We start from the raw sequence: 25,772 nt of genomic DNA on the forward strand, positions 1-25,772 counted from the left end.
CTTACGCCGCCTGTTCCAGTTCTTCCCCCAGATAAAGCGCGGCGAGTGCGCCACTGCGACGGACATCCTCCGGCGAGGCATGCAGCGCCACGAGGCCGTGTTCCAGCACATAGACATCATGGGCGATCTCCAGCGCCGCCTCCGCCCCCTGTTCGGCGAGCAGAATGGTAACCCCTTCCCGGTTCAAATCCTGCAAACGGCTGAACACCTCATCACTGACCGAGGGGGCAAGGCCCATCGATGGCTCATCCAGCAGCAGCAGGCGGGGCGAGGCCATCAGGGCCCGGCCGATCGCAGTCATCTGCTGCTCCCCGCCCGATGTCAGTCCAGCGGCAACCTGCCGCTTGTCCCGCAGGCGAGGGAAGATCGTGTAGACCAGTTCCAGCCTGCGTTTCCATTCTTTCCATCCCGCACCCACCGCATGAGCGCCAGTGCGCAGATTCTCCTCGACCGTCAGGGAGGGGAAGCAATGCCGCCCCTCCAGCACCTGGGCCAGGCCGGAGCGCACCAGTTGAAACGGCGCGCGGTCGGCTATGTCCAGACCATCCAGCAGGATACGCCCCCGTTCGAGCTTGCCACGCTCGGCGGCGAGCAGGCCGCCCGCTGCTTTCAACGCCGTGCTTTTGCCCGCACCATTGGCACCCAGCAGCAGCACGACATGCCCCGCCTCGACGCTGAAGGAAACATCCTTCAGCGCGAGGATCGCATCGTTATAGACGACACGCAGATGCTCTGCCTGTAACAACTGTGTCCGGCTCATAATCCCCGTTCCTCCTTCAGGAAGGCTGGTCCAGCGCCTTGCAGTCACGCGGTGTAATGTTGTGAGTACGGGCGTAATTGTTGGCTGACTTCTCAATCAGAGGCCGCAGCAAGGCGCGATCCGCATGGATCCAGTCCGTGATCGGCGTCCATTTCGTGCCGTCCCATTGCTGGAAACGCACAGCGCCACCCCCTTCATGATCAGCGCAGGACAGTGTGATCGGCTGGATCAGCCCCGTTGCACCCAATTGCGCAATACGGGCATCGTCGAGCTTGAGATGCTCAAGCCCCCATTGCACTTCCTCTCCCGTCAACGTGCGATGGCCGAATTTTGCCTGGCCCGTGCGAATGGCTTCAACCGTCAGAATGCCATTGATGATGCCAAGATTGTGGTACACGCTGCCGATACGGGATTGATCCTGAAGATTACCCTTTCCGCTTTTGTAAACAATCTCTCTGATTTCTTTCAGAACAGGGAACTGATCCCCTGCCGGATGTGTCGTCACTGCGACATAGCCTTTTGCTGCATCCCCTGCCGGACGCACATCTTCCTCGGAATTGCTCCATACATTGCCGATGACGTGATCAACCGGGTATCCGGTCTGCACGGCCGTACGCAGGGCCACCGGATTCATCACACCCCACCCGCGAAGAACCACGAAATCAGGCTTCAGCCGCTGAATCTGCAACCACTGGGATTGCTGCTCACTGCCCGGATCAGGAACCTCGATCTCTGTTACGCTGAATCCGAATTTCTTTGCCAGCAAAGCAAAAATCGGAATCGTCTCCTTGCCGTAAGGGGAGCCGTGATACAGCACCGCGATCTTCGCGCCCTTCAACTTGTCGGCCCCACCCAGACGCTGACCGATATAGTTGACGATCGCGGAGGTCTCGCTCCACGGATTCAGCTGCAACGGAAAGACATAAGGAAACACCGCACCATCAGTCGTGTCGGTACGACCATGATTGAGCGTCAACATCGGCACCTTGTCCTTCGCCACACGCTCCAGCATCGCATAGGCGATACCGACACTCATCGGATTCCAGACCGTCGGCGGGGGTCGATGATTTTTCAAACGCTCGTAGCACTCAACGCCTTTTTCCACGATGTATCCGGTTTCGCATTCGCTCCAGGTCAGTTTTACACCGTTCACCCCACCATCACGCTCATTGATCAGCGTCAGATAGTCGATATAGCCACCAGCCCCGCCAGTGCCGCCCGCCGCATAAGGCCCGACGCGATAGGTTTGCAGCGGGAAATACTGCTCATCGGCCCATGCGGGAAAGGAGGACGCCAAACCAGTCCCCAGCGCCAATATGGCAACAGCAGAGCGTACAAAAGAACTTTTCTTCATGACACTATTTCCTGAGAGAGAGATTTTGAAAGGCTGAGCTTGCGCGTAGCCTGGCGTGGGCGCAGCAGGGCGGACAAGCCGTCCGGCTCACGGATCAGAATCAGAACGATCAGGCCGCCAATCAGCATTTTTTCGATATTGGCGAGTTGACCGGAATCAATGACCCCACCGCCGATATAATCTGCCAGACGTGAGAGCAGCAGCGGCATTGCCACCATGAAAGCCGTGCCGAAAAATGCTCCGACAAAAGAACCTGCGCCACCGATAATGACGATGAACAGGATGCGGAAAGACAGGTTGAGGTCGAACCCGGCTGGCTCAACAGTACGCAGATAAGCAAAAGCCCATAACACACCAGCTACACCGCAGAAAAAGGAGCTAACGGCGAAGGCTGTCAGCTTGGTACGAAGAACGGGAACACCCACTACAGTGGCCGCGGTTTCCATATCTCGCACGGCAATCCAGTCACGTCCGGCCTTTGTGCGGGACAGACGCAGCAGCACCGCTGTCAGCACCACGACTACTACAGCAGCAAAACCAGCCCGTGCCACGGGCGTATCGAATACAAACGATCCGATCTTCAACACCGGTGCACTCAGCACACCGGACGGATCATCCAGCGAAAACCAGCCGATATTGGTCAGCAACCATGGCACCAGAAACTGCGCAGCCAATGTGGTGACAGCCAGATAGAAACCACGCAGGCGCAGACTGGGAAGTCCCACGACCAGACCAGAAGCCGCCGCCACCAGACCACCGAACAGCAAACTGACCAGTTGCGGCGTACCCGGCACATAGGCATCCAGATCATAGGCCGCGAAGGCGCCGATGGCCATAAATGCCCCGGTTCCCAGCGATAACTGCCCGGCTCGCCCCGTCACCACTGTCAGCCCCAGCGCAGCGATGGAGAGCGACAGGAACGGCAGGATCACCGCATCACAGATATATGAGAGCATTGTCTGCTTTTCCCTGTCTTACACACGCTGCGTCGCACCGCCGCCGAACAGCCCGTTCGGACGGATCAGCAGAACCACCAGCGCCAGCACATAGGCAAACCAGCTTTCGATACCGTTCCCCAGCACATCGCCGAGATAGACCTGCGCCAACTTCTCCGCGGCACCGATCAGCAGGCCACCTGCAATAGCCCCCGGAATGGAGCCGAACCCGCCCAGCACCAGTACCGGCAGCGCCCTCAGCACCACCAGCGACAACGAGAACTGAACCCCGAGGCGTGCGCCCCACAGCAACCCGGCCACCAGTGCGACACCACCGGCCACCGCCCAGACCAGCGCCCAGATGCGTGTCAGGCGCAGGCCGATTGCCAGTGCCGCACGCTGATCATCCGCGACGGCGCGGAATGCCAGACCGGCTGGCGTGTACTGGAAAAACAGGGCCAGCACCGTGACCAGCACACCGGCCACAGCCGCCGCCACAAGATCGAGCCTGCTGACCAGCACCCCTCCAAGGGAAACCGGGCTATCCGAAATCCCCAGCGATAACGCGTGTACATCAGAACCCCAGACAAGCTGGGAAGCACCTTCGATGAAATAGCTGACGCCCAGAGTCGCCATGAACAACACGATGGAAGGACGCCCGATCAACGGCCTCAGCACGAAGCGTTCAATGGCGCTGCCCAACAGGATCAAGGCCAGCAGTGTCACCAGCACAGCCAGCCAGACCGGCAGGCCACGCTCGACCAGGCTGACATAGGTGAGCGCCGCAAACAGCAGCATGCTGCCCTGCGCGAAGTTCAGCACGCCCGATGCCTTGTAGATCAGCACAAACCCCAGCGCGACCAATGCATACATCACGCCGGAAAGCAGACCGCCCGTAAGAACCGCCAGAAAAAAGCTCATATCGCCCTCTCCTGTTGGATTGCCTCATGGCTGCGCTGCCCCAAATAGGCAGCCAGCACAGCCGGATCGGCACGGATCTCGGCAGGCGTGCCGTCCGCGATCAGCCGCCCGTAATCCAAGACCACAGCCCGATCCGCGAAACTCAGCACCAGCCCGATATCATGTTCGATCAACAGAATAGCACCGCCACGCTCCTGATGCGCATGACGGATCAGGGCAGCGAGTTCATGCCGGTCCTGTGCTTCCATCCCCGCAAACGGTTCATCAAGCAGCAGCAGACGCGGACGGGCCACCAGGGCGCGGGCCAGTTCTACCCGCTTACGCAGCCCATAAGGCAGGGAGGCCGCGGGGCGATCCGCGATCTCCCACAGGCCAAGCTGGCGCAGGGTGATATCGGTTTCCTCCCGGCCACGGTCGCGGATACGCCGTGCATGAGGCAGATTGAAAAACTCCGCCAGAACAGAGGCCGGTTTCACATCGGGCCGCGTCACTCCACGCAAACCGAGCAACACGTTTTCCCGCACGCTCAGCGCGCCGAACAGGGCCAGATTCTGGAAAGTGCGCGCCACGCCCTGCGCTGCCAGACGCTCCGGCCGCATGCGCCGGTATGGCACGCCATCATAGCGGATCATACCATGATCAGGCTGATACAACCCGCTGATGATGTTGATCAGCGAGCTTTTACCCGCACCATTTGGTCCGATAATGGCCCGGATTTCCTGTCGCCCGACCGTGAAGGACAGATCGGACAACACCACCGCCCGGCCAAAGCTCAGGCCAATACCTTCCAGCGACAGAATGGGATGATTCTGTTCGCACGTGCTCATAGCGGCTTCAGCCCCAGTATAGCGCCGACCGGAACGATCAGGGCAGCACCGACATACCACCCATCCCGCGGGCGTCGGGCCGAATAAGGATTATAATAGCTGTCAGGATTGAGCACATATTGCACCACCGGCTCCAGCGCGATGGCCGAAAACACTTGTACATGAGCGTTGATTTCGAAAATCGCCTTATCACGAGAAAAACCGGCTCCTGATCCGCCAGCCTCCGCATTTGCCTCCGCCAGATAGCGGGCAAAGCTGCCGTTCATCCGCACCCAGCGCAACTTGACGCCAAAACGGTCATAAGGCCGTGATGCGAAAGGTGCGTGCAGATTGGCACCCACAAACAAATCGGACTGAAAAGGTACTGTTGAATCAAAGGAATATCCCAATCCACTGTACAGCGAAATCGCTGCAGGATTGGATTTTGAAGGACGCAGGCTGTCAGCATCCGGATGTCCACCATCCGCACGCCACACAACCTGTTCGGTGTTGATGACAATTCCCTGCGTGCCATGCTGATTACGCACCGGATCGCCCGGATTGAGCCCCCGAGACCGTCCATAAGCAGTCGTGTCATTATCCGGATGAGAACTGGAATTATAAAAACCGGTCAGAGAATATCGACCGGGATATAATTGCGTCTCATATCCGGTCTTGTGGCCGATCTCGACCAATGTCAGCGCACCCGGATTAGGCTCCTGCCCCCAATCCCAGCCGCTATGGGCATTGGCATCCGGATGGGCCGCAAATGATCCTGCCTCGATATAAGTGGTGGGTGTCAGTGCATAACTGACGCGACCACCCCACATTGAATAAAGCGGCGAGATATACCCGGCATTGTGATAGAGAATATTGTTGTAGCAGCTGTTCAGTGTCTGACAGGTCGGCAAGGCAAAGAAGCGGTTCGGATGCGTACGCCCCAGCTCGATGTTCAGACGGTCATTGAAAAACGTCTGCTCATAAGTCAGTGTCGATAACTGTTCAGAACGCAGGTTATAGGTGGTCTGATATCCTGTGCTACTATCTGAAAACTGCTTTGTGGCCTCTATATTATTCGCACGGAGGCCAAAAAATGTTTCCTCGAAATGCAGCCTTGCATGGTGGATGCCCAGAATTTTGTCGAGGTCGAAATCCGCACCTGTCAGCAGGTAAGTAGAATTGACCGTATTGCCGGTATCCTGACCAACACTCGGGTTGGAGCTGAAGAAATCGAACAGGGAGACGTGGAAGGAAATACCACGCTTCAGCAGAGTGCGGGCCAGCGGTCCCAGCGGACCTTCATCATTCCTGATCTCTTTGGTCTGGATCGGCTTGATCAGACCCGGCACCACACGTGGGTTGGGAGCATCAGAGATGGCGGAACCGGGTAATCTGGTGGTCCCGGAGCTTTGCGCCATGGCGGGTCCGGCCATCAATACACACCCAAGAGCGACCGGTGGCAGCGTTACGGCAAGGCGGGAGCTGGCGCGTACGCGATCACGTACCCGTTGGAATGACATGGGGATACACACTTTTTCAGAAAGATAAGGATCGGATAGCTGATCACACGCCGAAGCGTGAAAATTACATCCTACACAGGTTGTTCATTGTAAAATTAACCATTCATATCTGTGATATTTATTTTGTTAAATCAACGAAGAATTTACGTCAATACTGATTTATAAAATTTTCGTAAAAATATTATATAACGAATAAAAATAGTGCTTTATCCGCAAAAAAAACCGGCTGGCGATAACCAGCCGGCTCCATAACCTTCCTGTACCCTCTCCCCCGCAGGGCACAGGCAATCCCGCGCTCAGCTGAGCGGCAGCGGTACCCAGCGAAGACCGTCCTGTCCCTGAATCAACAGAAGAACGGATTTACGGCCCTGTTTACGCACGGCTTCCAGACGCTGGGTGATATCCTTCGGTGCAGCCACCGGTTCCTGCTGCACCTCGACAATGATATCGCCCGGTTTCAGGCCCCGTTGCTCCGCTGCCGAACCGGAAGCAATGTTGGCGATCACCACGCCCTTCTGATCACCCTGCAGATTGAAATGCTCCCGCACCTCCGGCGACAGGGCCGCAACCGTCACGCCGAGTTCCCTGATAACAAGCTGGGCGCTGTCATGACTGCCGGGTTTGGCCTTTTCCGCGGCAGCCTGTTTGACATCATCCGGCATTTCACCGACGCGGGCATCCAGCGTGACCCGCTTGCCGCCGCGCCATACCACCACCGGCACGGTCTCGTCGATCGGGGTTTCCGCCACAATACGTGGCAAGGAATGCATATCCTTTACATCCTGATTGTTGAATTTCAGGATGATGTCGCCGTTCTGAAGATGGGCCTTGTCCGCTGGACCGCCCTCATTTACGCCCGCAATCATGGCGCCGTTGGTTTCCTTCAGCCCGAGACTTTCAGCAATTTCCGGCGTGACCTGCTGAATCCGCACCCCCAGCCACCCACGCCGGGCACGACCGAATTTGCGGATCTGATCCACCACGTTTTGTGCCAGCTTCGAGGGAATAGCAAAGCCGATACCAATGGAACCGCCGGAGGGCGAATAAATGGCGGTGTTAATGCCGATCACCTGCCCATCCATGTTGAACAGCGGACCACCGGAATTGCCGCGATTGATGGCGGCGTCCGTCTGGATGAAATCATCATACGGCCCCTGATGGATATCGCGCCCGCGCGCCGAAACGATACCAGCGGTGACGGATCCCCCCAGACCAAACGGGTTACCGATCGCCAGCACCCAGTCCCCCACGCGCTCCTTGTCGCTATCGCCGAACTGTACGGCGGTCAGCGGCTTGTCCTTGGGCGACGTCACCTGCAAGACAGCAATGTCGAGCCGTTCATCCCGGCCCAGCACTTTCGCTTTGAGCGGGGTATTGTCCTGAAGGATGACGGTGATTTCGTCCGCCCCGTCGATCACATGATTATTCGTGACGACGATTCCCTCCTTCGCATCGACGATGAAACCGGAACCGAGGCTTTGCGCCCGGCGCGGTGCTCCTTCTTCTCCACCATGTGGCTGGCCGGGAAGGGGATGGCGATTCATAAAGTCGCGGAAGAATTTCTCGAACGGGGATCCCGGGGGGAATTGCGGCATATCTGGTCCCGGGCCTTCCGGCCCACGGGCAATGGTCGTGGTGGAGGAAATATTGACCACCCCCGGAAGCAGCTTTTCAGCCAGATCGGCAAAGCTGGCGGGTGCTTCGCGCGCCTGTGCATCCATGGCGGGATAAAGCGGCAAACCGCCCGGAACCAGCCCTGTTGCCAGCGGGATCATCGCCGCCAGAGCCAGCCCTGCCCGCAGGCAACGGCTCCGGCGCTGCAATGCCTTGTCGGCTGGATGCGATTCGGTCTGTAGGGGGGTAGGATAAGTCATGGACCAGATAATCCTCCGGTAGACTGTTCAGGCGCCAGATACGCCGTCATTCAAAGACCTGTTGGTGCCAATTCTGCGCGTGGCGCCAAAGACGGGCAAGGGTCACGAAGACAGGAAACTGTTCTCCGAGCTTCCCACTCATAAGTAGTACCTTCTGCTGCAAGTTGCAGAAAACAGGTCTTGCCAGAAACAAAGGGAGCAAGGCAGAAAAATGGCTTATGCCTCCCTTGCCACCCTACTTGTGCAATCTTGCTCTTGCGAAGGGCGGCTGCCACGCCTATCCCGCGGCAACGCCCCGGAAACAGCCTGAGCGCAAAGGCCTGAGCGCAAAGGAACATCAATTATGAACGATACCCCCTCCCCCCACGGAACGCCGCCGGACGCGCAATTGAGGGAGGTGCTGCGTGCAGTCACCGATCCTGCAACCGGGAAAGATATTGTCAGCGCCGGGTTGATCGACAGTATCCAAAGCCGTGACGGGTTGGTACAGGTGGCCCTGCGTGCCACGCGGGAGCGGGCGGCAGAGATGGAAACCGTGCGCAAGGCTGCTGAAACCGTGCTGTCACGCCAGCCCGGTATTCGCAATGCCACCGTGGTACTGACCGCGCATCACGACGTCCCGCCCACCACCGCACAGGCAGCGCACGGCCATGGTCCCGGCCATGGTCAGGGCGCCCAACCCCGACCACGACTGCTGACAGAGGTTGGAGCCGTCATCGCGGTAGCGTCCGGCAAAGGCGGGGTCGGCAAATCCACTGTCGCGGTTAATCTCGCCGTGGCTCTGGCACAAATGGGACTGAAGGCCGGGCTGCTGGATGCCGATATTCACGGGCCGAGCCTGCCCCTGCTGCTTGGGGAAACCCGCAAGCCGGAAGCCCGGGATGGCAGGCTGATCCCGATCGAGACATGGGGCCTGAAGGCCATGTCGATCGGTTTTCTGGTTGATCAGAACGAGGCAATGATCTGGCGTGGCCCGATGGTCATGGGCGCATTGGAACAGATGATGGGACAGGTCGCGTGGGGTGATCTGGATGTGCTGATCGTCGATATGCCCCCCGGTACCGGCGATGCGCAGCTCACCATGGCGCAGCGTGTAGCGCTGGCGGGGGCGGTCATCGTCTCCACACCGCAGGATCTGGCGCTGGCAGATGCGCGGCGGGGGGTTGCCATGTTCGGCAAAACTCATGTGCCGGTGCTGGGGATCGTGGAAAATATGAGCTATTTCTGCTGCCCCAATTGCGGCCATCGCAGCGAAGTTTTCTCTCATGGCGGGGTGAAGGAAGAAGCAGAACGGCTGGGGACCGATTTTCTCGGTGAAATTCCCCTGCTGCTCGATATCCGTGCAGCGGCGGATTCCGGAACGCCTGTGGTTGCCGCAGCACCGGCCAGTCAGGCTGCGCAGGCTTTCTCCGAGCTTGCCCGGAGAATCTGGGCAAAAATCCCTTCGAAACGGCAGAGTGGCCCTAAAATCGTTGTTCAATAAGCAGGTACGGCAGGAAGAGTTTTTTACAGGCCCTGCCCACCTCGCTGCTGACCACCGTGCTGCCCGCTGGCAGGACGCCGCAACAGAATATCCATCAATCCGGCACGGAGATTTGCAGCGATTCTGACATCCGTTGCGGTCCAGACGAGGCTTTGATCTTCAACCGTCTCCGTCCATGCGGCAAAGCTGCTGCGCGGAGACAGGGTGCCGTCCTCACCCTGTAATTTGCCGCCATGTGGATTACCGGCCCATGTAACCGTGCTGATGGTTTCCTGCCGGAAAAACAACAGATAATCAGACCCTTCAGGAGAAAGCGGGACGGCCAGCACACCGGGCGGAAAGTGTGGATATTGCGCAAGCGCGGGAAACACTGTCCTTATCCGCGCAGAGGCATAAAGCTCGCCACGCCGTGCATGATCCAGCAAACCGACCAGCGTCATGATCGCAGCCTCTGAAGGAACCAGTTGATACGCTGATACAGCGCCGCTCAGCACGACTGCCACACCGTCACACGAAACCATATCGGCTATCGCGGCCAGATGGTGCCGCAATCCGCCTCCACCCTGCTCCCGCAGTGCAGGCAACAAATCTTCCAGCAAGTCGCGCAGACGCTCATCACGCTCCTGCTGGATTTCCCCCTCCCGGCTGTCCAGCAGCAGGGAAAACATCTGGCCAAACATCTCCATGACCGCCCGGCGGTCTGCGGCAAGCCAGAGCGGACGCATGGCATGACAGGCAATCAGCCCCCATAACTGCCCGCTGCGCAGGATCGAGATCGAGGCAGAAGCCACCACGCCCATATTACGCAGATACTGCACATGCACCGGCGACACGGCCCGCAAAGTGGAAAGGGACATATCCAGCGGTTCCGTCTGCTCCGGCAGAGACAGAAGGGGGCAGGTTTGGTCCTCTGTATCACCAATCAGACGGAGCCAACTGCGCTCGTACAGCGTCCTCGCCTGATGCGGAATGTCGGTGGCCGGATAATGCAGACCGAGACAGGATTCTGTGCCGGAACGCAGACTTTCCGCCACGACCTCCCCCGATCCATCCTCGGCGAAACGATAAATCATGACACGATCATAACCGGTCAGGGCACGAATCTGCCGCGTGGCTTCCTGAAAAAGGGGGGCTATGCCCCGGCTCTGCTGTAACCGTCCGAACATCATCCTGACGGTGCTGGAAACATCACTCCCGCCGCTCTTGCCGCATACCGATGGCTCGGCCTCGATCACATAAGTATCGGCCATGATATGGATGGAAAAATCATAAAGCGCGGACTCTGCATCATGGTGGAGCTTCAAACCAAACAGACGCTCCGTCATTGCGGCACTGCCCAGCATCTGCACGGCACCCCGCAGTGCATGAACCGTTTCCGGTGGCAACAACGTGATCAGGGAGGCGCCCAACACCTTGGAAGCCGATGCCGGAACATAGTCGGCAATGTTCGCGGACACATGCGTCACGTTCCATAGACGTGAGACCGCGATCAGAAAACCATGAGGCTGTATGGCACCGGGCATGTGGATCGGTTCACGATCACACTCGGTCAGGGGAAGCATCTCTTGTCGCAGAGGCATCTGGGGATAACCGTTCTTGAAGGTAGCCGCCAAGCCGTATTATTTTTTTAATGTATACAGGCTTCACTTGCTTCTGGCTATCGCATCATGATGAACAGTTAGTGAGCCGGGAACTTATTTCTTTAGGCGCAATATAAAAAAGGCTCCGGCACGTATGCCGGACCCTTGGTGGTCATGACTGACTTGGAATTAGAAACGGTATTCCAGCGTACTCAGCCAGAAAAATCCATCTTTGGCACCGACCTTGCGCATGCCGTCCGACAGGAACATATGGGCGAAATCGTTGGTGAATGTCAGATGCTGGTCAATCCGCAGCGCCACGGAAAGCTGGGGATTGAAACCGATGAACCCACCCTGCAAATTGCCGCGCGGCGGATAGATGCGGTTGGTGCCATAGACCGTATCATCCGTGTTGGCGCGCCAGTTGAGCGGAAGGCGCGCACGGATGGCAACGGCGCTGTGCGGCACCCAAAGCAGGTTCGGCCCCACGGAAATCAGGTTACCCGGCGCCAGATAGGTGGATGAGTCCAGATAGCTCGTCGATGGACCAAAAGGCGCGATATACGTGCCGATACTACCGGTTTTATCGTTATAATTACCCCCAGAGTAATAGTCGGCCTGTATCCCGAGGGAAGGCGTACCATACACTTTGCTGAACCGCCATGCGATGACGTTATTCAGGGCAAAAGCCTCAACGGGACGGGTGGTGCCACTTCCTTTGGGCCGGAACTCGCCACCCTGATAGGTACCACCAAGGCTGAATTCTATCGGACCAGCCTTACCCCAGAACCGCACGCCGACATTGTCGCGATGGGTCGTACCGGCAGCAGTGCCGCCCACCTTGGCATTGGCGATCGAGGCACTGGAGCCATTCACCAGATAGCCCATGTAGTACAGATCGGCGAAGATCTGACTGGATTTGCCGAGGAATTTAAAGCTGGGCAGGGCGTAGCTGCCATACGCACCCCACAGCCGGTTCCCCCAGGATTCACGGAATTTGAATGCTCCGGAGCGGCTTTCATCAACGGAGACGAAGTCGAACACGTCGACGCGGAAGCGTGACCACACATTATAGGCCCGCACACCTTCCCAACTCTGCGGGATATTCGGGTTGCCGCGATCGAAAATCATATAGTTCGGCACGTCCAGAAACTGCTGCCGGCCGACAATGATACCACCCTGACCGCCCAGAACCTTACCCTTCACTTCGGCAAAAAGGTTCAGAAAGTCCATATTGGTGCGCTGGGTGCCCCCATAGCCAAAATAATTATGCCCCCATGCCTGGCCACTGATGACATCGGTATAAATGCGCAAATGATCTCCCAGATGCACATCGGCACCATACTGGCTGCGCAACAGCAGACGATCAGAGCTTTTCTTCGACTGATATCCAAAAAACGGTGCCTGGTCGAAGAAATTACGCAGACGTTCGCTGCCGTTGAACGTAACGTAGATGGAGCCGCTATCATTCAGTTTGACGAATTTTAGCGGATCGAAGAAATCCCTGCGCAGGGACGGATTACGCAGATAGCTCCAGTCCTCCGCCCAGCGAACCTGACCATAGCGAGCCACGGGGCCGAAACCGGCAGCCACCCCGGCCTCGGCATTGAATACGCCCCATGGCCCCTGATGCACGGTGGGGATCTGGCCCGGCTTGTTCTTCTGCAGCTTCACCAGTTCAGGATCAGCCGAGATGTCCGGCGCACTGCCGAGGGTTGAGGAAACGCGGTTTCCTGTTGTCTGCTGATCAGCCGCCCATCCTTGCACAGGGCACAATGACGATGCCACGCTGAGACCAGCCACCGACAACAATCCAGGCACAGACATCCGGGGCAGACGGCTGACGCCGCGCGTCCTGAAGACCTTCGACATGACAAAGTAATTCCTGTTTTACCGCCCGGCGGCCGTGATTGGTCACTGCCGCCGCTTAGGGAAACTTCAATAAAGCCCGATCCAGACCGTCAGGTCTCACGCATAGTTTGTTTCTATGGCGCAACAGATTATCGCGACATAAAATTTCAACAACTGGCTTGCTCAACCATATGAGTGAACTGAACCTGACGGCGAGATGTCATATTTTTTATTCAAATTATGTCAATCTCATTCCATATTCACATCAAAATACGATCCAAATAGTTGCAATAAAGTCACAAATAACAATTTATGATCGTATTTTATAAAGGGTGTTTTTGTTCAGCACGAGACCGAAATAATTGACTTGCTTCGAATAATTCTCATTGGCGAAAAGATTAAAAATGATTAAAGCGGCCCTATGAAAAACAAGGTGCCCTTTCCTACCCTGCACCACAGGCATTTCCACAGTATGATGCTGTGGCAGGCCATGCCAGGCTGGTGCTTATTCTGGCAGCGAGGACATTGATGCTGTGTAGGGCCAGAGGCAAGCGGGCAGAAAACCGTTTTTCCTGTCTTGCTGCCCTGGTCATTCTCATTCAGCTTGTCTTACCTGTCTGGGTAGCCTGGCCTTCCATCCATCCCTACGCATGGGCACTCCATGCGGCCAGACATGACACCTTCACGCCACAGAGCCCCCTTTGCACGCATCGAAGTGCAGACACCACGCATGGTGTTTCAAAAATACCTTCGGACACGAGGGAAATCCCTACCGGCCATAAGCTTGCTGATCCGGATTCCCTCCCCGATATACCCGCCGGGGATTGCCACGGCCATGACGGCTGTCCGATCTGCCGCCTTGCCGTCATGCCTGTCCTTTTTCCTGCAGCGGAAATCAGGCTGGCCGCATTCAGCCACACATACTCTGTCCGCCTCGTGTGGCCTGTATCAGATGATACGCTGTCAACACATGTTCTGCTTCTGGCCCGCGCACGGGCGCCTCCTTTTTCCGCATCGTGATTCTCCTTTCATCCGGCGGATACAGGCAATCGCCTGATCCGCCTTGTTGTCACGGCTTCCTGCGGCATGAACCGCGTGACTGGCCAGAGCGCCATCATGCTGATGCAGCCGCCTTTTGAGCGAAAACCACGATGTCATCCCTCTTTCGTCCCATTCCTCGCGATCGTCAGCCGGTTGCATGGCACATGCGACTTCCATCCCTGTCCTTGCTCTGGATTGCCGCCATGCCCGGCCTGGCCGTCGCCCAGCAATTGGAAGCAGAGAGTCCTGAACTTCCGACCCTGTCCGTATCCGGCCAAGGGGGAAAACAGGTCCATACCACGCCCTCGCAGGACTTTCTGATCCCGGTGACACGCAGCGCCACCAGAACCGATACACCCGTCCGCGATGTGCCGCAGTCCGTGACCGTGGTGCCAGATCAGGTCATGAAAGACCTTGCCGCAACCCGCGTCGATACCGCGCTGCGCTATGGTGGCGGCTTTGATGTCGGCAATACGTTTGGTGGATTGTCGCTCGATAATTACGTGGTGCGCGGTTTTGCGACCTCCGAATATTACCGCAACGGCTTTGCTGCCGGGGCGCGTGGTTATCAGCCGATGCCGGACGCATCCACTATCCAGAATGTCGATCTGCTGCGTGGTCCGGCAGCCCTGGTGTTCGGTCGTGGCGATCCGGGTGGCACTTTCAATATCGAAACCAAACAGCCGCTTGATCAATCCGCCGTCAGCGTCAACAGCATATTCGGCGGCTACGCCCTCGCACGCGGCAGCGTCGATGCGACCGGAGCGCTGAACGCCGATCACACGTTGCTGTATCGCCTGAATGTTGCCGGCGAACGCAGCGGCAGTTTCCGCAACACGGTTCACAGCAACCGCCAGGTTGTCTCCCCTGTGCTCAGCTGGCGTGCTTCCCCCAACACCACCGTCACGCTGGAAACCCAGTTGATGCAGGCAGATGCGACGTTTGATCGTGGCGTCGTGCCCATCAATAACCAGCTTGGCCCGGTACCCATCTCCACCTTCCTCGGTGAACCGGATGACAAGCTGATCCGCAACAAAAGCGCTGTTATCCAGTTAAGGGTGGATCATCAATTCAATCAGAACTGGAGCCTGCGTGGCGGGGTTCAGGTCATGGACGGTGCCCTCACCGGTTTTGCGACCGAGGGGGCAAGCCTGCCCGCCAACTCCGTGTTGATGTCCCGCTCCCGCCGGTATCGTGACTATCATTGGAACGATCTGATCGCCCAAACCTACGCCACCGGCCATCTCGCCACCGGAAGAGTGCGGCATACGCTGCTGCTGGGAGCCGAATTCGAACGCTATACCGAGCGCGAATTGTTCATGAGCTCCAACGCCAAGCAGTTTCCGGATCTCATCAACGTGCTCAATCCGGTTTATACCGGCCTGACACCCCCGCTCGGCATCACGAACGATACGCAGGAGTTGAGTTATAGCGGCGCGCTGGTGGCGCAGGATCAGATGGATCTCACCCGGCGGCTCAAATTCCTGCTCGGGCTGCGGCTGAATTATTTCAATCAGCAGATCGTGTTGCAGAACAGGAACACCACCACCAGCCAGTCGGATCTGGTGCCGACACCGCGTGCCGGACTGGTTTACGAAGTTTCCAATGCCGCATCGGTCTATGCGAGTGTTGCTCAATCCTTCAAGCCGAATAGCGGCGTCAGTGCTTCCGGCACGGCCTTCGCGCCGGAACAGGGAACGGCTTATGAGGTTGGCACCAAGCTCGATCTGATCGACAACCGGCTGAGCATTCAGGCGGCCCTGTTTACCATCGACAAAAGCAATGTGCTGACGGTCGATCCCACCAACGCCAATTTCAATATCGCTGCCGGCGAGGCACGCAGCCGGGGCTTCGACGTTGCCATCGCCGGATCGCCCGCCCCCGGCTGGCAGGTCATTGGCGGCTATGCCTTCACCGATGCCATGGTGACCAAGGATGCACAGCTTGCCTACGGCACCCCGCTGATCAATGTGCCACGGCATACCCTGTCCCTGCTGAATGTCTATGAAGTCCAGACCGGCCCGCTGAAAGGTCTTGGGGTCGGGGCCGGGGTGATTTATCGCAGCAACCGGGCTGCCACCAGCAATGATGGCGGCATCATTCTGCCCTCCTATGTCACGCTGGATGCGCTGGCCTACTACAAGCTGACGCAACATGTGCAGCTGGCAGTGAATGCAACCAATCTGACGGATGCTACCTACTATGCCAATAGTCTCGGGGCCTTGCGCATCATGCCCGGCTCTCCACGTACCGTGTTCGGCAATATTACCTTCAACTTCTGACCTCGCCTGACCGGAAAAGCGCCGGAGCAACAGAAAACTGCATGCTCCGGCACTTAATCCACACGCTAATCGTTCTGATTTTACGATTAAAATGAACACATTAAACTGTTAGTCAGATTGATCTGATCTCTGTATCTTTTCAGCGGGAGATCGGATCATGACGCTGGAACAGTTACGTATCTTCATCGGCGTTGCCGAACGTGAGCATGTCACACGGGCAGCCGAGGCCCTGAATGTCACGCAATCCGCAGCCTCCGGCGCCATTGCCGCGCTGGAGGCGCGCTATGGCGTCGCACTGTTTCATCGCATCGGACGTGGGATCACCCTCACCGAAGCCGGTCGCGCCTTTCTGGACGAAGCCCGTCTCGTCATGCGGCAGGCGGCTCATGCGGAAAAAATACTGGCCGAGTTCACCGGCATGGCACGTGGCACGCTGAGCATCGTCGCCAGCCAGACGATTGCCAGTTACTGGCTGCCAGCCCGCCTTGCCGCTTTCCGCACGCTTTATCCGCAGATCGAGCTTGAACTGGGGATTGATAATACCGAAGGCGTTGCCGCCCGGCTTCTCGACGGTTCCGCCGATCTCGGGTTTATCGAGGGCATGATCGACGAAGCTGCACTGGCCCGATGGGTGGTGGCGACCGATCCAATGGTGCTGGTCAGCCACGAGAACGCCGGTCCTGTCGATACGCAGTGGTTGCGCACCGCGCGCTGGATCATGCGGGAACAGGGGTCTGGTACGCGATCAACCTGCGACGGGATCATAAACGCTCATGGGATTGATCCGGCCAGCCTCACCATTGCCATGACACTCCCATCGAACGAGGCCGTGCGCAGTGCGGTCGAAGCCGGGGCCGGCGTGGCCATGCTGTCCAGGTTGGTGGTGGAGCGCGCCCTGACAGGGGGTAATCTCATCGAACTACCGCTTGTTTTGCCCGACCGCTCGTTTCATGCGCTGCGCCACAAGGAACGCTCTCGCAGCCGCGCCGCCGATGCCTTCACCGATCTGATCAGGGGACTGAAATCATGAGCACCTTACAGGCTGTCATTTCAGGTCTCAGACCTTTCAGCCGCCTCGATCACCCGAGGGAAATCATCAGGCAGTTTACCCCCAACTGGTTTGCCGCGACCATGGGCACCGGTATTCTGGCGCTCACCCTGCCGCAGGTGCCGGGCATCGGCCCGACGCTGAAACCCGTTGGTGAGGCATTGTGGTTCCTCAACATCGCGCTGTTCATGCTGTTCACCCTGCTCTACGCCGCACGCTGGGTACTGTTCGGGCATGAAGCACGCCGCATTTTCGGTCATAACACAGTCTCGATGTTTATCGGCACCATCCCGATGGGACTGGCCACAATCATCAATGGCTGTGTGGCGTTCGGTATGGATCGCTTCGGCCCCGGCATCATAGCCGTGGCCGAGATGATGTGGTGGATCGATGTTGCCATGTCGCTCGCCTGCGGTGTGGCCATCCCTTATCTGATGTTCACGCGCCATGAGCACAGTCTGGATGGCATGACGGCGGTCTGGCTGCTGCCTGTCGTGGCCGCGGAAGTCGCGGGCGCCAGCGGTGGTCTACTTGCCCCCCATCTGGCGGACAGCGCGAATCAGTTCACCATGCTGGTTACATCCTGCGTGCTGTGGGCCTGTTCGGTGCCAGTCGCGTTCAGCATCCTGACCCTGCTGGTGCTGAGAATGGCGCTGCACAAACTGCCGCATGACAGTATGGCGGCCTCCTCCTGGCTGGCTTTGGGGCCAATCGGCACCGGCGCGCTCGGAATGCTGCTGATCGGTGCGGATGCGCCCGCTATTCTGGCACAGCATCATATGGCCGCCACCGGTGTGACAGTGCAGGGGCTGGGTATCATGGCGGCCCTGCTGCTCTGGGGGTTCGGGCTATGGTGGATGATGTTGGCGACCCTGATCACCATCCGTTACTGGCGCGCCGGGGTGCCGTTCAATCTCGGCTGGTGGGGGTATACTTTCCCGCTCGGTGTCTACACGGTGGCGACATTCCGGCTTGGCGTCATGCTTGATGCCGGGTTCTTCAGCCTGATCGGCGCCTTCCTGGCCGCCATTCTCACGGCAATGTGGCTGCTGGTCAGCGCCCGAACTCTCCTCGGGGCATGGCAAGGCACCCTGTTCGTCTCCCCCTGCATCGCGTCAGGGAAGTGATGCCCAGCCTGAAGGCTACACCGCCCCGACCAACCCGCGTGCAAACTCCATCGCGTCGAAAGGACGCAGATCGCCCGCTTTCTCCCCCACACCCACCGCATGCACCGGCAGACCGAAATCCTCTGCCAGTGCTACGACGATGCCGCCACGCGCGCTGCCATCCAGCTTGGTGACGATCAGGCCGGTGATGTTCACCATGTCCTTGAACACCCGCACCTGCTCCACCGCGTTCTGGCCAGTGGTGGCATCCAGCACCAGCAGGATCGAATGAGGGACGGTTTCATCGTGCTTGCGCATGACGCGGATGATCTTGCTCAGCTCCTCCATCAGCGCGCCTTTGTTGTGCAGGCGGCCCGCCGTGTCGATCAGCAGAATATCCGCCTGCTCCGCCTGCGCCTTGGCCAGCGCATCAAAGGCCAGCCCAGCCGCATCCGCACCGGCGGGGCCGGAGATCACCGGCGCACCGACACGCTCACCCCAGACCTGCAACTGCTCCACCGCTGCCGCACGAAACGTGTCACCCGCCACCAGAATGGAGCGTAGCCCCTGATCTTTCCAGCTCTGTGCCAGCTTGCCGATCGTCGTGGTTTTGCCGGTGCCGTTCACGCCCACCATCAGGATAACATGCGGTTTACGCGTCAGATCAGGCTCCAGCGGAATAGCCACCGGATGCAGGATCCGGGCAATCTCCTCGGCCAGGGCAGTCTTGATCTCCTCCTCCGTCACTTCCCGGCCAAAGCGGGTACGGCGGAAAGCCTCGATCACACGCGCCGCAACCGAGGTACCGAGATCGGCAGCAATCAGAGCTTCCTCCAGCTCCTCCAGCGCCGCATCGTCCAGCCGGCGGTGGCTGATCACCGAGGTCAGATTGGTGGTCAGCTTCTGCGTGCTGCGTGCAAGCCCTTCCTTGAGCTTGCTGAAAAAACCGAGCGCCATTCAGGCTGTCTCCACTTCATCGGCCACCAGACCACGCTGGTCGGCCCCAACCACCATGGCTTTTATCAGACGCCCCGGCTCCGTCGGGCGGGACAGGCGGGTCGGGATGAAATGCTCGCTATGCCCCGCCTGCTCCGTCTCCGTCAGCAGGCTGATGGTCCGGCCGAGCTGAACGGTGAAAAACGGCTCTGCCTGCCGGGCTGCTTCCTCCCGCAATCTGGCTGCACGCGCGCGCCGCTCCGCCACCCGGATCGCAGGCATGCGGGCCGCAGGTGTGCCTGGGCGCTCGCTGTAGGGAAAAACATGCAGGAAAGGCAGCTGCGCCTCCCTCACGAAAGCCAGCGTTTCCTCGAACAATGCCTCTGTTTCAGTCGGAAACCCGGCGATGACATCGGCACCGATAGCAATGCCGGGCCGGAGACGGCGCGCCCGCGCCACGGTCTCCAGTGCTCCAGCACGGGAATGACGTCGCTTCATACGCTTCAGGATCATGTCGGAGCCAGCCTGAAGGCTGAGATGCAAATGCGGCATCAGACGTGGTTCCTCGGCAATCAAGTGCCACAGATCCTCGTCGATCTCCTCCGGGTCCAGCGAGGAGAGCCGCAGCCTCGGCAGCTCCGGTACCAGCGCCAGCAGGCGGCGCATCATCTGCCCCAGCCCCGGCGCGCCCGGAAGATCCGGGCCGTAACTGGTAATGTCCACGCCGGTCAGCACGACTTCCTGATAGCCGCGCTGGACCAAAAGACGCACCTGATCGACAATGGCACCGATCGGCACGGAACGGCTGGGGCCACGGCCAAACGGGATAATACAAAAAGTGCAGCGATGGTCACACCCTTGCTGCACCTGCACGAAAGCCCGCGCCCGGCCTGCGAATTCCGTCACCAGATGCGCGGCTGTCTCCTTGGCCTGCATGATGTCGGAGATGGCAGAAGGCGCATCCGGTGCCCAGCTTTCCGGCTTCAGCTTGTCCTCATTCCCCAACACCCTTGTAACACCGGGCAGAGCGGCCCAGCGTGCCGGATCGAGCTGTGCAGCGCAGCCGGTGACCACAATCTGCGCCTCGGGACGTTCACGATGCGCCCGGCGGATAGCCTGTCTCGCCTGACGCTCCGCCTCTCCGGTTACGGCACAGGTATTGACGATGATCGTATCGCTGAGAGCCGCCGCATGCCCCCGCATGACCTCGCTCTCATAGCTGTTGAGGCGACAGCCGAAGGTCAGGATATTGACCCCCGCCGCCTCAGACGCCGACACGGGGGGCGGAGGAATATCCTGTATCACTTCGTCAGCATCATGGCTCATCCCGTGATGCTTTCCAGCGCAATGCGGCCATGAAACACTGTCGCGGCCGGCCCAGTCATCAGCACGTGTCCATCCTGTTCCCGCCAGTGGATCAGCAATTGACCGCCATCCAGTTCCACCACAGCCTCCCGCTCCGCCAGACCACGCCGGACCGCATTCACCAGCGTAGCGCAGGCTCCGGTGCCGCATGCCAGAGTCAGCCCGGCACCGCGTTCCCATACCCGCAACCGGATATGAGAGCGGGACAGCATTTGCGCATGGCCGATATTCGCCCGCTCCGGAAACAATGGATGACGTTCCAGCAGTGGGCCGGTCACCGGAATATCCAATTCAGCCAGATCGGCTACAAAGAAGGTCGCATGGGGATTCCCCATGGAACAGGCAGCCGGCATCTTCAAACCAGGCGCTTCCAGCGGCAGGAACAGCGTATCCATCTCCCGCGCCAATGGCACATCGCGCCAGCCCAGCCCTGGCTGCCCCATGTCGATGCAAATGCCATTGCCATTGATCTCCGCCAGCAGCAGGCCGGCAACGGTTTCCATGCAGGGCGCGGCGATGCCATCCCGATGCAGCAAATCCGCCACGCAGCGCGTGGCGTTGCCGCAAGCACCGGACTCACTGCCATCCGGATTATAAATCCGCATAAAGGCATCCGCGACCGTGGATGGCTCCAGCACGATCAACTGGTCACAGCCCACCCCGGTACGGCGATCAGCGATCGCTGCCGCCTGGGAGCCGGACAGAGCAAGGCTCGGCCCCTTCCGTGCATCGAAGACGACGAAATCATTCCCAAGCCCGTGCATCTTGATGAAATCGATCAACATGCCGTCCTTATATGGGCCATGCTGTGGGTGGGATAGAGATTTTTATAACAGAAAAAATCTGGTTTTCTGGTTGGGTAGCGCGGCAATGGGATCTGCCATCAGACGACTCTGATCAGACTCTTCTGATCAAGCATTGTCATTTATCCGCAAAAACATTATTTTGAGCGTTATCGTGTCGGTTCTCTGTGGTAAATTTCGATCATGCTTTGAAGTAAAATAAGTCTTGCAGTACTGGTAATATTAACAGATTTTTAGATTAAGGCCACAGATGAAGACCGCAGTCGCTGCTATTTTTAAAAATGAAGAGCACGATATATTATCATGGATTGCATGGTATATTAATGTGGGATTTGATACACTTATTTTGTTCAATGATTCTTCTACAGATCGATCAAGATCTATCTTGAGCGAGTGCGCTCTGCGGTATGATATAAGAATTATTGATGTCCCTCCAACCGATGAATATCATATTTATCGGCAAAAAAACTGCTATATTGAAACACTTAATATTTATAAAGATGAATTTGACTGGATTGGTTTTTTTGATTTAGATGAATATTTATTTTTGAATGAAAATGAAACTCTTCATCATTTTCTTGACAGACCAGAGGATGTAGGCGCACTAGCTATTCATTGGTGCTGCTATGGACCCAACAATTATCTCTTCAAGCCAAAAACGCATCCTTTTGTAGCTTTTGATAAGCATTTTCCCGCCTCCCAGCCTATCAACAGGCATGTCAAAACACTTCTGAGACCCAAAGCCTGGACTGGGAAATGGGACAATGTTCATTATTTTGAGGTTGCTCCATATCGTTATGTTAATGCCTGCGGCAAGGAAATCTCGTGGGCTGATCCTCGCGGAATTACCAGCACAGAGGCAGATTTTACGCGGGCAAAAATTCTGCATTTTCAGTGCAGAAGCCTTGAACAGTTCCTTGCCCGGTTAAAAAAACGCCCCGATGTTCCGCAGACAATCACGCCTTGGCTCGGAGCACAGGAAATGGCAACCGTTTATGATCCACATCCCGGGCAACTCCAATCCCGGATTGAGGGGATCATTTATGAGATCCAGATGGCAGTCGTAAAAGCCCGGATGGCAGACATTATCAACAGCTTTCCACATCATAGCCCCCTTGAAAAAGCAATTTTCAAGTATAATTTATCATCTCCCGTCTCCATATTTGCAATTAATCAGCAAAAAAAAGCAGAGAACAAAATTGATTTTTTTTCAATTAAGACGTTTGAAGGCTACGATTTAGGTTATGATACAATCAATCGCTGCTTTAGGAATGGCCCTATCGGCGAAAATATTCTTCCTGTTATCGGTGCAATTTTTGCGGAGCACCCCTTCATGGTCCATCTTATTGTACCAGGGGCTAAAGAAGCGCTTCTTCAGATCAATGGCGATCCCAGAAAGAGCAAATGCCTGCGCTACGAAAGAGTCAATGTAAAAGATCACGAAGGTATTTTCTACTTGCGTCATCCAGACAGCAAGTTTTTCATATGTTGTGAACCCCCATATCATGGCGGAAAAGTGACGTGCTCACGCACTGAACCCAAATCATGGGAAGAATTTTCTTTACTTCCTCTTGAAGACCATAAAGCACCTCGGAATATCGAGCACAGTTTTGTTCAAATGCTCCAGAATCCAAATCTCCTCAGTAATGAAAGCGACATAATTTCAATATGCTATCAATTATTAATAACGAAATATGGTCTTGATAAAATGCAGAATTTTTCACTTCCTTATTCAACATAAACAATTTACAGATATTATTTGCATTATTAATTTATGATATAACTTATTTTTTATTTTTTAAAAACACAACTGATAGAAATACTATTAATAAAATATATTTCTTTAAAGCGATGCTGTAAGATATTATAGCATCGCTTTAGGTCATTAATTAAATATGACCTTGCCGGATCATCAATACTATTGGCCTAAAAACTGATCAGAAATGATTAGGGCATTCTTTTAAGGCCCATATACTGTCCTATTCTTGCATAATGATCGCGCTCTGATTTGATACGACCGCATGACATGTCCAGCCCGACCTGATGGTAAGTTCTGGTGTAAAAACCGCGTTCCAGTTTAAAGGCCGCCCGGTTATCAAAAAAGCCATTGTTCATATAGTCATTATAAATACCTATATTCCCAAACAAATCAAAAACGGATGATTTTTCAGGATAATATTCAATATATTCCTCAATATTCAGACTTCTAATATAATCATTGATATACATCTCTCCGTCGGGTACAATTTCCCGCAGCTTATCAGGCTCCATCGGCTGCCAAGTTGTACGAACAGGATCAAGATAGTCACGATACTGGTCGACATGAGTTCCGTAATAAACAGGGAACATATAGAATTTATACCTTGGATCATCCAAAGGCAGCAGCATACTGGTCGTATGCTGCATCGGGTTCAGGACACCTGCGATCGGGAAATGAATGGTAGTGGCATTGGACATCCACGCTGCCATCCATGAGAAGGTGCTGATACAAAGGACGATATGTTTTGATTTCCTCAAAAAATCAAAGTCCTCTCTTACTCCGCGAGACTGTATGAATGTTGCGTGAGGGAAAAAGGACCGCAATTCGGTCATATAGGGGGATTCATCAAGCTGCCCATAGAAAATCGGCTTTTTCCCGGTTTTAGCAACCAAGTAATAATAATATTCCGGCGGAAGAAGCGTGTAATCCTGATGGATACCGCGGAGAATTTCACCACCACGGATATTGATGACCAGTTCATCATCGCCTCCCCCATCACCGTTAGGAATAGCGGAGAAAAACTGTTCGTAATCAAGCTCTTCTCTGGTCGGGAAGTTTTTTACATGCTGACAATATCCCTCCAGTGAGATAAATTTGGCATCCGAATGACGGACCGCATGCGCCAGACCGGGAGCCGGCACATAGCCGGCCTGACGACCATTTGCATAGGCTGTATTATGCAGTCCCCATCCTGCCAGTCGTATATCTGGCAGATCGATCCCGAATATTGGGATCTTGACATTAGTAATGTCGCCATACCCCAAGTGTTTCCTGATCTTGAGCGCACTCAAGTACATCATAAGGATGTTACCAGGATTTCCTTGAGCCCATATTTTAATTAAAAAGTTCATTTTTACCGAAATTAGTAGTAATTGCTCCACAAATAGTATAGTGAAAATTTCAAATTGCCAATAAACAAAATTGAACTCACTCTGATTTGGTCCCAAAAAAATACTTTTATCTGCCAATGTCCTGAATCATATTACTAGCACTCACAAACGTTAAGTTTGCCTCTATCGCCATGCAGAGGCCACATCGTTTTCCACTTGCCATCTCCACTCCGGCACGCTAAGTCCCCGCCCTGTTCGCGCGCCTGGGCCTGTATGGGCATGCCCGGCCGCAGCAACCCGTGGCTCCTCCTGATCCAAGGGTCAGCCGACGGGCTGGATAACATGAAGGAGAATCAAATGCCCAAGCTGAAGACGAAGTCTTCTGTGAAGAAGCGCTTCAAGATCACGGCCACCGGCAAGGTGCTGGCTGGTCCTGGTAAGAAGCGTCACAATCTTTCCGCGCGATCCCAGAAGGCAAAGCGCCAGAACCGTGGCAGCCAGGTGCTGACCCATGCTGACGGCCTGACCGTCAAGCAGTGGGCCCCCTACGGCCTGAACTGAGGAGAGCGCATCCATGGCACGTGTCAAACGCGGCGTTACCACGCACGCCCGTCACAAGAAGGTTCTGAAGGCCTCCAAGGGGTTCTTCGGCCGTTCCTCCACCAACTACCGCATTGCGTTGGAGCGTCTGGAAAAGTCGCTGCAATATGCGTATCGCGACCGCCGGGTGAAAAAGCGTGATTTCCGCGCTCTCTGGATCCAGCGTATCAATGCCGCCGTGCGTGAGCATGGCATGACCTACAGCGTGTTCATCAACGGGCTGAAGAAGGCCGAGATCGACATGGACCGCAAGGTTCTGGCCGCCATTGCCTTCGACGACGCCGCTGCTTTTGCGGAAATCGTGAAGAAGGTGCAGGGCGCCCTGGCTGCCTGATCGCCCTGACAGGGTGATCGAAACAGGCTGGATGATCTTCATTCGGTCTGCTTGAATACCAAAAAGCGATGGGGTTTCGGCCC

Annotated in this window: 20 protein-coding genes; 7 read left to right on the plus strand and 13 right to left on the minus strand. The window is 56.5% G+C overall.

Annotated features, from left to right (window positions below; all coding sequences use genetic code 11):
* Position 1: 1 nt before the first annotated feature.
* The 7 genes from GBCGDNIH1_RS19940 to GBCGDNIH1_RS19970 form a co-directional block, all read right to left on the minus strand.
* The gene (locus GBCGDNIH1_RS19940) at positions 2-760 is read right to left on the minus strand and encodes an ABC transporter ATP-binding protein (protein WP_011632186.1); all 759 of its coding nucleotides are present in this window, start codon (positions 758-760) and stop codon (positions 2-4) included.
* A 16-nt stretch (positions 761-776) separates the two neighbouring features.
* Positions 777-2,114 (minus strand): ABC transporter substrate-binding protein, encoded by a 1,338-nt coding sequence (locus tag GBCGDNIH1_RS19945; RefSeq protein ID WP_011632187.1) that lies wholly within the window; start codon positions 2,112-2,114, stop codon positions 777-779.
* Positions 2,111-3,070, minus strand: a complete 960-nt coding sequence (locus GBCGDNIH1_RS19950; RefSeq protein ID WP_011632188.1) for a branched-chain amino acid ABC transporter permease — start codon at positions 3,068-3,070, stop codon at positions 2,111-2,113. The genes GBCGDNIH1_RS19945 and GBCGDNIH1_RS19950 overlap by 4 nt, the downstream gene beginning before the upstream one ends.
* Positions 3,071-3,088: 18 nt before the next feature.
* Complete coding sequence (locus tag GBCGDNIH1_RS19955) at positions 3,089-3,970, minus strand: branched-chain amino acid ABC transporter permease (protein WP_011632189.1); 882 nt, start codon at positions 3,968-3,970, stop codon at positions 3,089-3,091.
* Positions 3,967-4,797, minus strand: a complete 831-nt coding sequence (locus GBCGDNIH1_RS19960) for an ABC transporter ATP-binding protein (RefSeq protein ID WP_011632190.1) — start codon at positions 4,795-4,797, stop codon at positions 3,967-3,969. The genes GBCGDNIH1_RS19955 and GBCGDNIH1_RS19960 overlap by 4 nt, the downstream gene beginning before the upstream one ends.
* A complete protein-coding gene (locus GBCGDNIH1_RS19965) occupies positions 4,794-6,296 on the minus strand; it encodes a carbohydrate porin (RefSeq protein ID WP_125911015.1) in 1,503 nt (500 codons plus the stop codon). Before GBCGDNIH1_RS19965 ends, GBCGDNIH1_RS19960 begins: the two co-directional genes overlap by 4 nt.
* Positions 6,297-6,592: 296 nt before the next feature.
* Positions 6,593-8,170 (minus strand): DegQ family serine endoprotease, encoded by a 1,578-nt coding sequence (locus GBCGDNIH1_RS19970; protein WP_011632192.1) that lies wholly within the window; start codon positions 8,168-8,170, stop codon positions 6,593-6,595.
* Between the two features lie 343 nt (positions 8,171-8,513).
* On the opposite strand from GBCGDNIH1_RS19970, the gene GBCGDNIH1_RS19975 reads away from it, so the two are divergent.
* Positions 8,514-9,653, plus strand: a complete 1,140-nt coding sequence (locus GBCGDNIH1_RS19975; RefSeq protein WP_011632193.1) for an Mrp/NBP35 family ATP-binding protein — start codon at positions 8,514-8,516, stop codon at positions 9,651-9,653.
* Positions 9,654-9,676: 23 nt separating this feature from the next.
* Here the strand turns inward: GBCGDNIH1_RS19975 and GBCGDNIH1_RS19980 are convergent, their stop codons facing one another.
* Together GBCGDNIH1_RS19980 and GBCGDNIH1_RS19985 are read right to left on the minus strand one after the other, a co-directional pair.
* Positions 9,677-11,215 (minus strand): GAF domain-containing protein, encoded by a 1,539-nt coding sequence (locus GBCGDNIH1_RS19980; RefSeq protein ID WP_050748439.1) that lies wholly within the window; start codon positions 11,213-11,215, stop codon positions 9,677-9,679.
* Positions 11,216-11,422: 207 nt separating this feature from the next.
* Positions 11,423-13,105 (minus strand): alginate export family protein, encoded by a 1,683-nt coding sequence (locus GBCGDNIH1_RS19985; protein WP_011632195.1) that lies wholly within the window; start codon positions 13,103-13,105, stop codon positions 11,423-11,425.
* A gap of 1,184 nt (positions 13,106-14,289) precedes the next feature.
* On the opposite strand from GBCGDNIH1_RS19985, the gene GBCGDNIH1_RS19995 reads away from it, so the two are divergent.
* From GBCGDNIH1_RS19995 to GBCGDNIH1_RS20005, 3 genes are all read left to right on the plus strand, one after another.
* Positions 14,290-16,407 carry a TonB-dependent siderophore receptor gene (locus tag GBCGDNIH1_RS19995; RefSeq protein ID WP_043454085.1) on the plus strand — a complete coding sequence of 706 codons (2,118 nt, stop codon included), beginning with the start codon at positions 14,290-14,292 and terminating at the stop codon, positions 16,405-16,407.
* Positions 16,408-16,564: 157 nt separating this feature from the next.
* Positions 16,565-17,437: a LysR family transcriptional regulator gene (locus GBCGDNIH1_RS20000; RefSeq protein ID WP_011632198.1), complete on the plus strand. Its 873-nt coding sequence runs from the start codon at positions 16,565-16,567 to the stop codon at positions 17,435-17,437.
* Positions 17,434-18,582 carry a TDT family transporter gene (locus GBCGDNIH1_RS20005; protein WP_011632199.1) on the plus strand — a complete coding sequence of 383 codons (1,149 nt, stop codon included), beginning with the start codon at positions 17,434-17,436 and terminating at the stop codon, positions 18,580-18,582. The genes GBCGDNIH1_RS20000 and GBCGDNIH1_RS20005 overlap by 4 nt, the downstream gene beginning before the upstream one ends.
* 15 nt (positions 18,583-18,597) lie before the next feature.
* On the opposite strand, the gene ftsY is transcribed toward GBCGDNIH1_RS20005, so the two are convergent.
* Genes ftsY through dapF form a run of 3 tightly spaced genes read right to left on the minus strand, consistent with a single transcriptional unit; the run spans position 18,598 to position 21,647 of the window.
* Positions 18,598-19,518: a signal recognition particle-docking protein FtsY gene (gene ftsY / locus GBCGDNIH1_RS20010; RefSeq protein WP_011632200.1), complete on the minus strand. Its 921-nt coding sequence runs from the start codon at positions 19,516-19,518 to the stop codon at positions 18,598-18,600.
* The gene (mtaB, locus tag GBCGDNIH1_RS20015; RefSeq protein ID WP_011632201.1) at positions 19,519-20,823 is read right to left on the minus strand and encodes a tRNA (N(6)-L-threonylcarbamoyladenosine(37)-C(2))-methylthiotransferase MtaB; all 1,305 of its coding nucleotides are present in this window, start codon (positions 20,821-20,823) and stop codon (positions 19,519-19,521) included.
* Positions 20,820-21,647 carry a diaminopimelate epimerase gene (gene dapF, locus GBCGDNIH1_RS20020; RefSeq protein WP_011632202.1) on the minus strand — a complete coding sequence of 276 codons (828 nt, stop codon included), beginning with the start codon at positions 21,645-21,647 and terminating at the stop codon, positions 20,820-20,822. The genes mtaB and dapF overlap by 4 nt, the downstream gene beginning before the upstream one ends.
* Before the next feature lie 268 nt (positions 21,648-21,915).
* On the opposite strand from dapF, the gene GBCGDNIH1_RS20025 reads away from it, so the two are divergent.
* Positions 21,916-23,406 carry a glycosyltransferase family 2 protein gene (locus tag GBCGDNIH1_RS20025; protein WP_011632203.1) on the plus strand — a complete coding sequence of 497 codons (1,491 nt, stop codon included), beginning with the start codon at positions 21,916-21,918 and terminating at the stop codon, positions 23,404-23,406.
* Between the two features lie 206 nt (positions 23,407-23,612).
* Here the strand turns inward: GBCGDNIH1_RS20025 and GBCGDNIH1_RS20030 are convergent, their stop codons facing one another.
* Complete coding sequence (locus GBCGDNIH1_RS20030) at positions 23,613-24,893, minus strand: hypothetical protein (RefSeq protein ID WP_011632204.1); 1,281 nt, start codon at positions 24,891-24,893, stop codon at positions 23,613-23,615.
* Between the two features lie 219 nt (positions 24,894-25,112).
* On the opposite strand from GBCGDNIH1_RS20030, the gene rpmI reads away from it, so the two are divergent.
* Together rpmI and rplT are read left to right on the plus strand one after the other, a co-directional pair.
* On the plus strand, positions 25,113-25,316 hold the full coding sequence (gene rpmI, locus GBCGDNIH1_RS20035) for a 50S ribosomal protein L35 (RefSeq protein ID WP_011632205.1): 204 nt from the start codon (positions 25,113-25,115) through the stop codon (positions 25,314-25,316).
* A 13-nt stretch (positions 25,317-25,329) separates the two neighbouring features.
* Positions 25,330-25,689, plus strand: a complete 360-nt coding sequence (gene rplT / locus GBCGDNIH1_RS20040) for a 50S ribosomal protein L20 (RefSeq protein WP_011632206.1) — start codon at positions 25,330-25,332, stop codon at positions 25,687-25,689.
* Positions 25,690-25,772: the final 83 nt, after the last annotated feature.

The sequence above is a fragment of the Granulibacter bethesdensis CGDNIH1 genome (genome assembly GCF_000014285.2).
In the GTDB taxonomy this organism is placed as follows: Bacteria; Pseudomonadota; Alphaproteobacteria; order Acetobacterales; family Acetobacteraceae; genus Granulibacter; species Granulibacter bethesdensis.

Excerpts from the sequence above, each read along its gene's own strand:
- GBCGDNIH1_RS19940 (WP_011632186.1), bottom strand. The coding sequence starts at position 760 with ATGAGCCGGACACAGTTGTTACAGGCAGAGCATCTGCGTGTCGTCTAT.
- GBCGDNIH1_RS19945 (WP_011632187.1), bottom strand. The coding sequence starts at position 2,114 with ATGAAGAAAAGTTCTTTTGTACGCTCTGCTGTTGCCATATTGGCGCTG.
- GBCGDNIH1_RS19950 (WP_011632188.1), bottom strand. The coding sequence starts at position 3,070 with ATGCTCTCATATATCTGTGATGCGGTGATCCTGCCGTTCCTGTCGCTC.
- GBCGDNIH1_RS19955 (WP_011632189.1), bottom strand. The coding sequence starts at position 3,970 with ATGAGCTTTTTTCTGGCGGTTCTTACGGGCGGTCTGCTTTCCGGCGTG.
- GBCGDNIH1_RS19960 (WP_011632190.1), bottom strand. The coding sequence starts at position 4,797 with ATGAGCACGTGCGAACAGAATCATCCCATTCTGTCGCTGGAAGGTATT.
- GBCGDNIH1_RS19965 (WP_125911015.1), bottom strand. The coding sequence starts at position 6,296 with ATGTCATTCCAACGGGTACGTGATCGCGTACGCGCCAGCTCCCGCCTT.
- GBCGDNIH1_RS19970 (WP_011632192.1), bottom strand. The coding sequence starts at position 8,170 with ATGACTTATCCTACCCCCCTACAGACCGAATCGCATCCAGCCGACAAG.
- GBCGDNIH1_RS19975 (WP_011632193.1), top strand. The coding sequence starts at position 8,514 with ATGAACGATACCCCCTCCCCCCACGGAACGCCGCCGGACGCGCAATTG.
- GBCGDNIH1_RS19980 (WP_050748439.1), bottom strand. The coding sequence starts at position 11,215 with ATGCTTCCCCTGACCGAGTGTGATCGTGAACCGATCCACATGCCCGGT.
- GBCGDNIH1_RS19985 (WP_011632195.1), bottom strand. The coding sequence starts at position 13,105 with ATGTCGAAGGTCTTCAGGACGCGCGGCGTCAGCCGTCTGCCCCGGATG.
- GBCGDNIH1_RS19995 (WP_043454085.1), top strand. The coding sequence starts at position 14,290 with ATGCGACTTCCATCCCTGTCCTTGCTCTGGATTGCCGCCATGCCCGGC.
- GBCGDNIH1_RS20000 (WP_011632198.1), top strand. The coding sequence starts at position 16,565 with ATGACGCTGGAACAGTTACGTATCTTCATCGGCGTTGCCGAACGTGAG.
- GBCGDNIH1_RS20005 (WP_011632199.1), top strand. The coding sequence starts at position 17,434 with ATGAGCACCTTACAGGCTGTCATTTCAGGTCTCAGACCTTTCAGCCGC.
- ftsY (WP_011632200.1), bottom strand. The coding sequence starts at position 19,518 with ATGGCGCTCGGTTTTTTCAGCAAGCTCAAGGAAGGGCTTGCACGCAGC.
- mtaB (WP_011632201.1), bottom strand. The coding sequence starts at position 20,823 with ATGAGCCATGATGCTGACGAAGTGATACAGGATATTCCTCCGCCCCCC.
- dapF (WP_011632202.1), bottom strand. The coding sequence starts at position 21,647 with ATGTTGATCGATTTCATCAAGATGCACGGGCTTGGGAATGATTTCGTC.
- GBCGDNIH1_RS20025 (WP_011632203.1), top strand. The coding sequence starts at position 21,916 with ATGAAGACCGCAGTCGCTGCTATTTTTAAAAATGAAGAGCACGATATA.
- rpmI (WP_011632205.1), top strand. The coding sequence starts at position 25,113 with ATGCCCAAGCTGAAGACGAAGTCTTCTGTGAAGAAGCGCTTCAAGATC.
- rplT (WP_011632206.1), top strand. The coding sequence starts at position 25,330 with ATGGCACGTGTCAAACGCGGCGTTACCACGCACGCCCGTCACAAGAAG.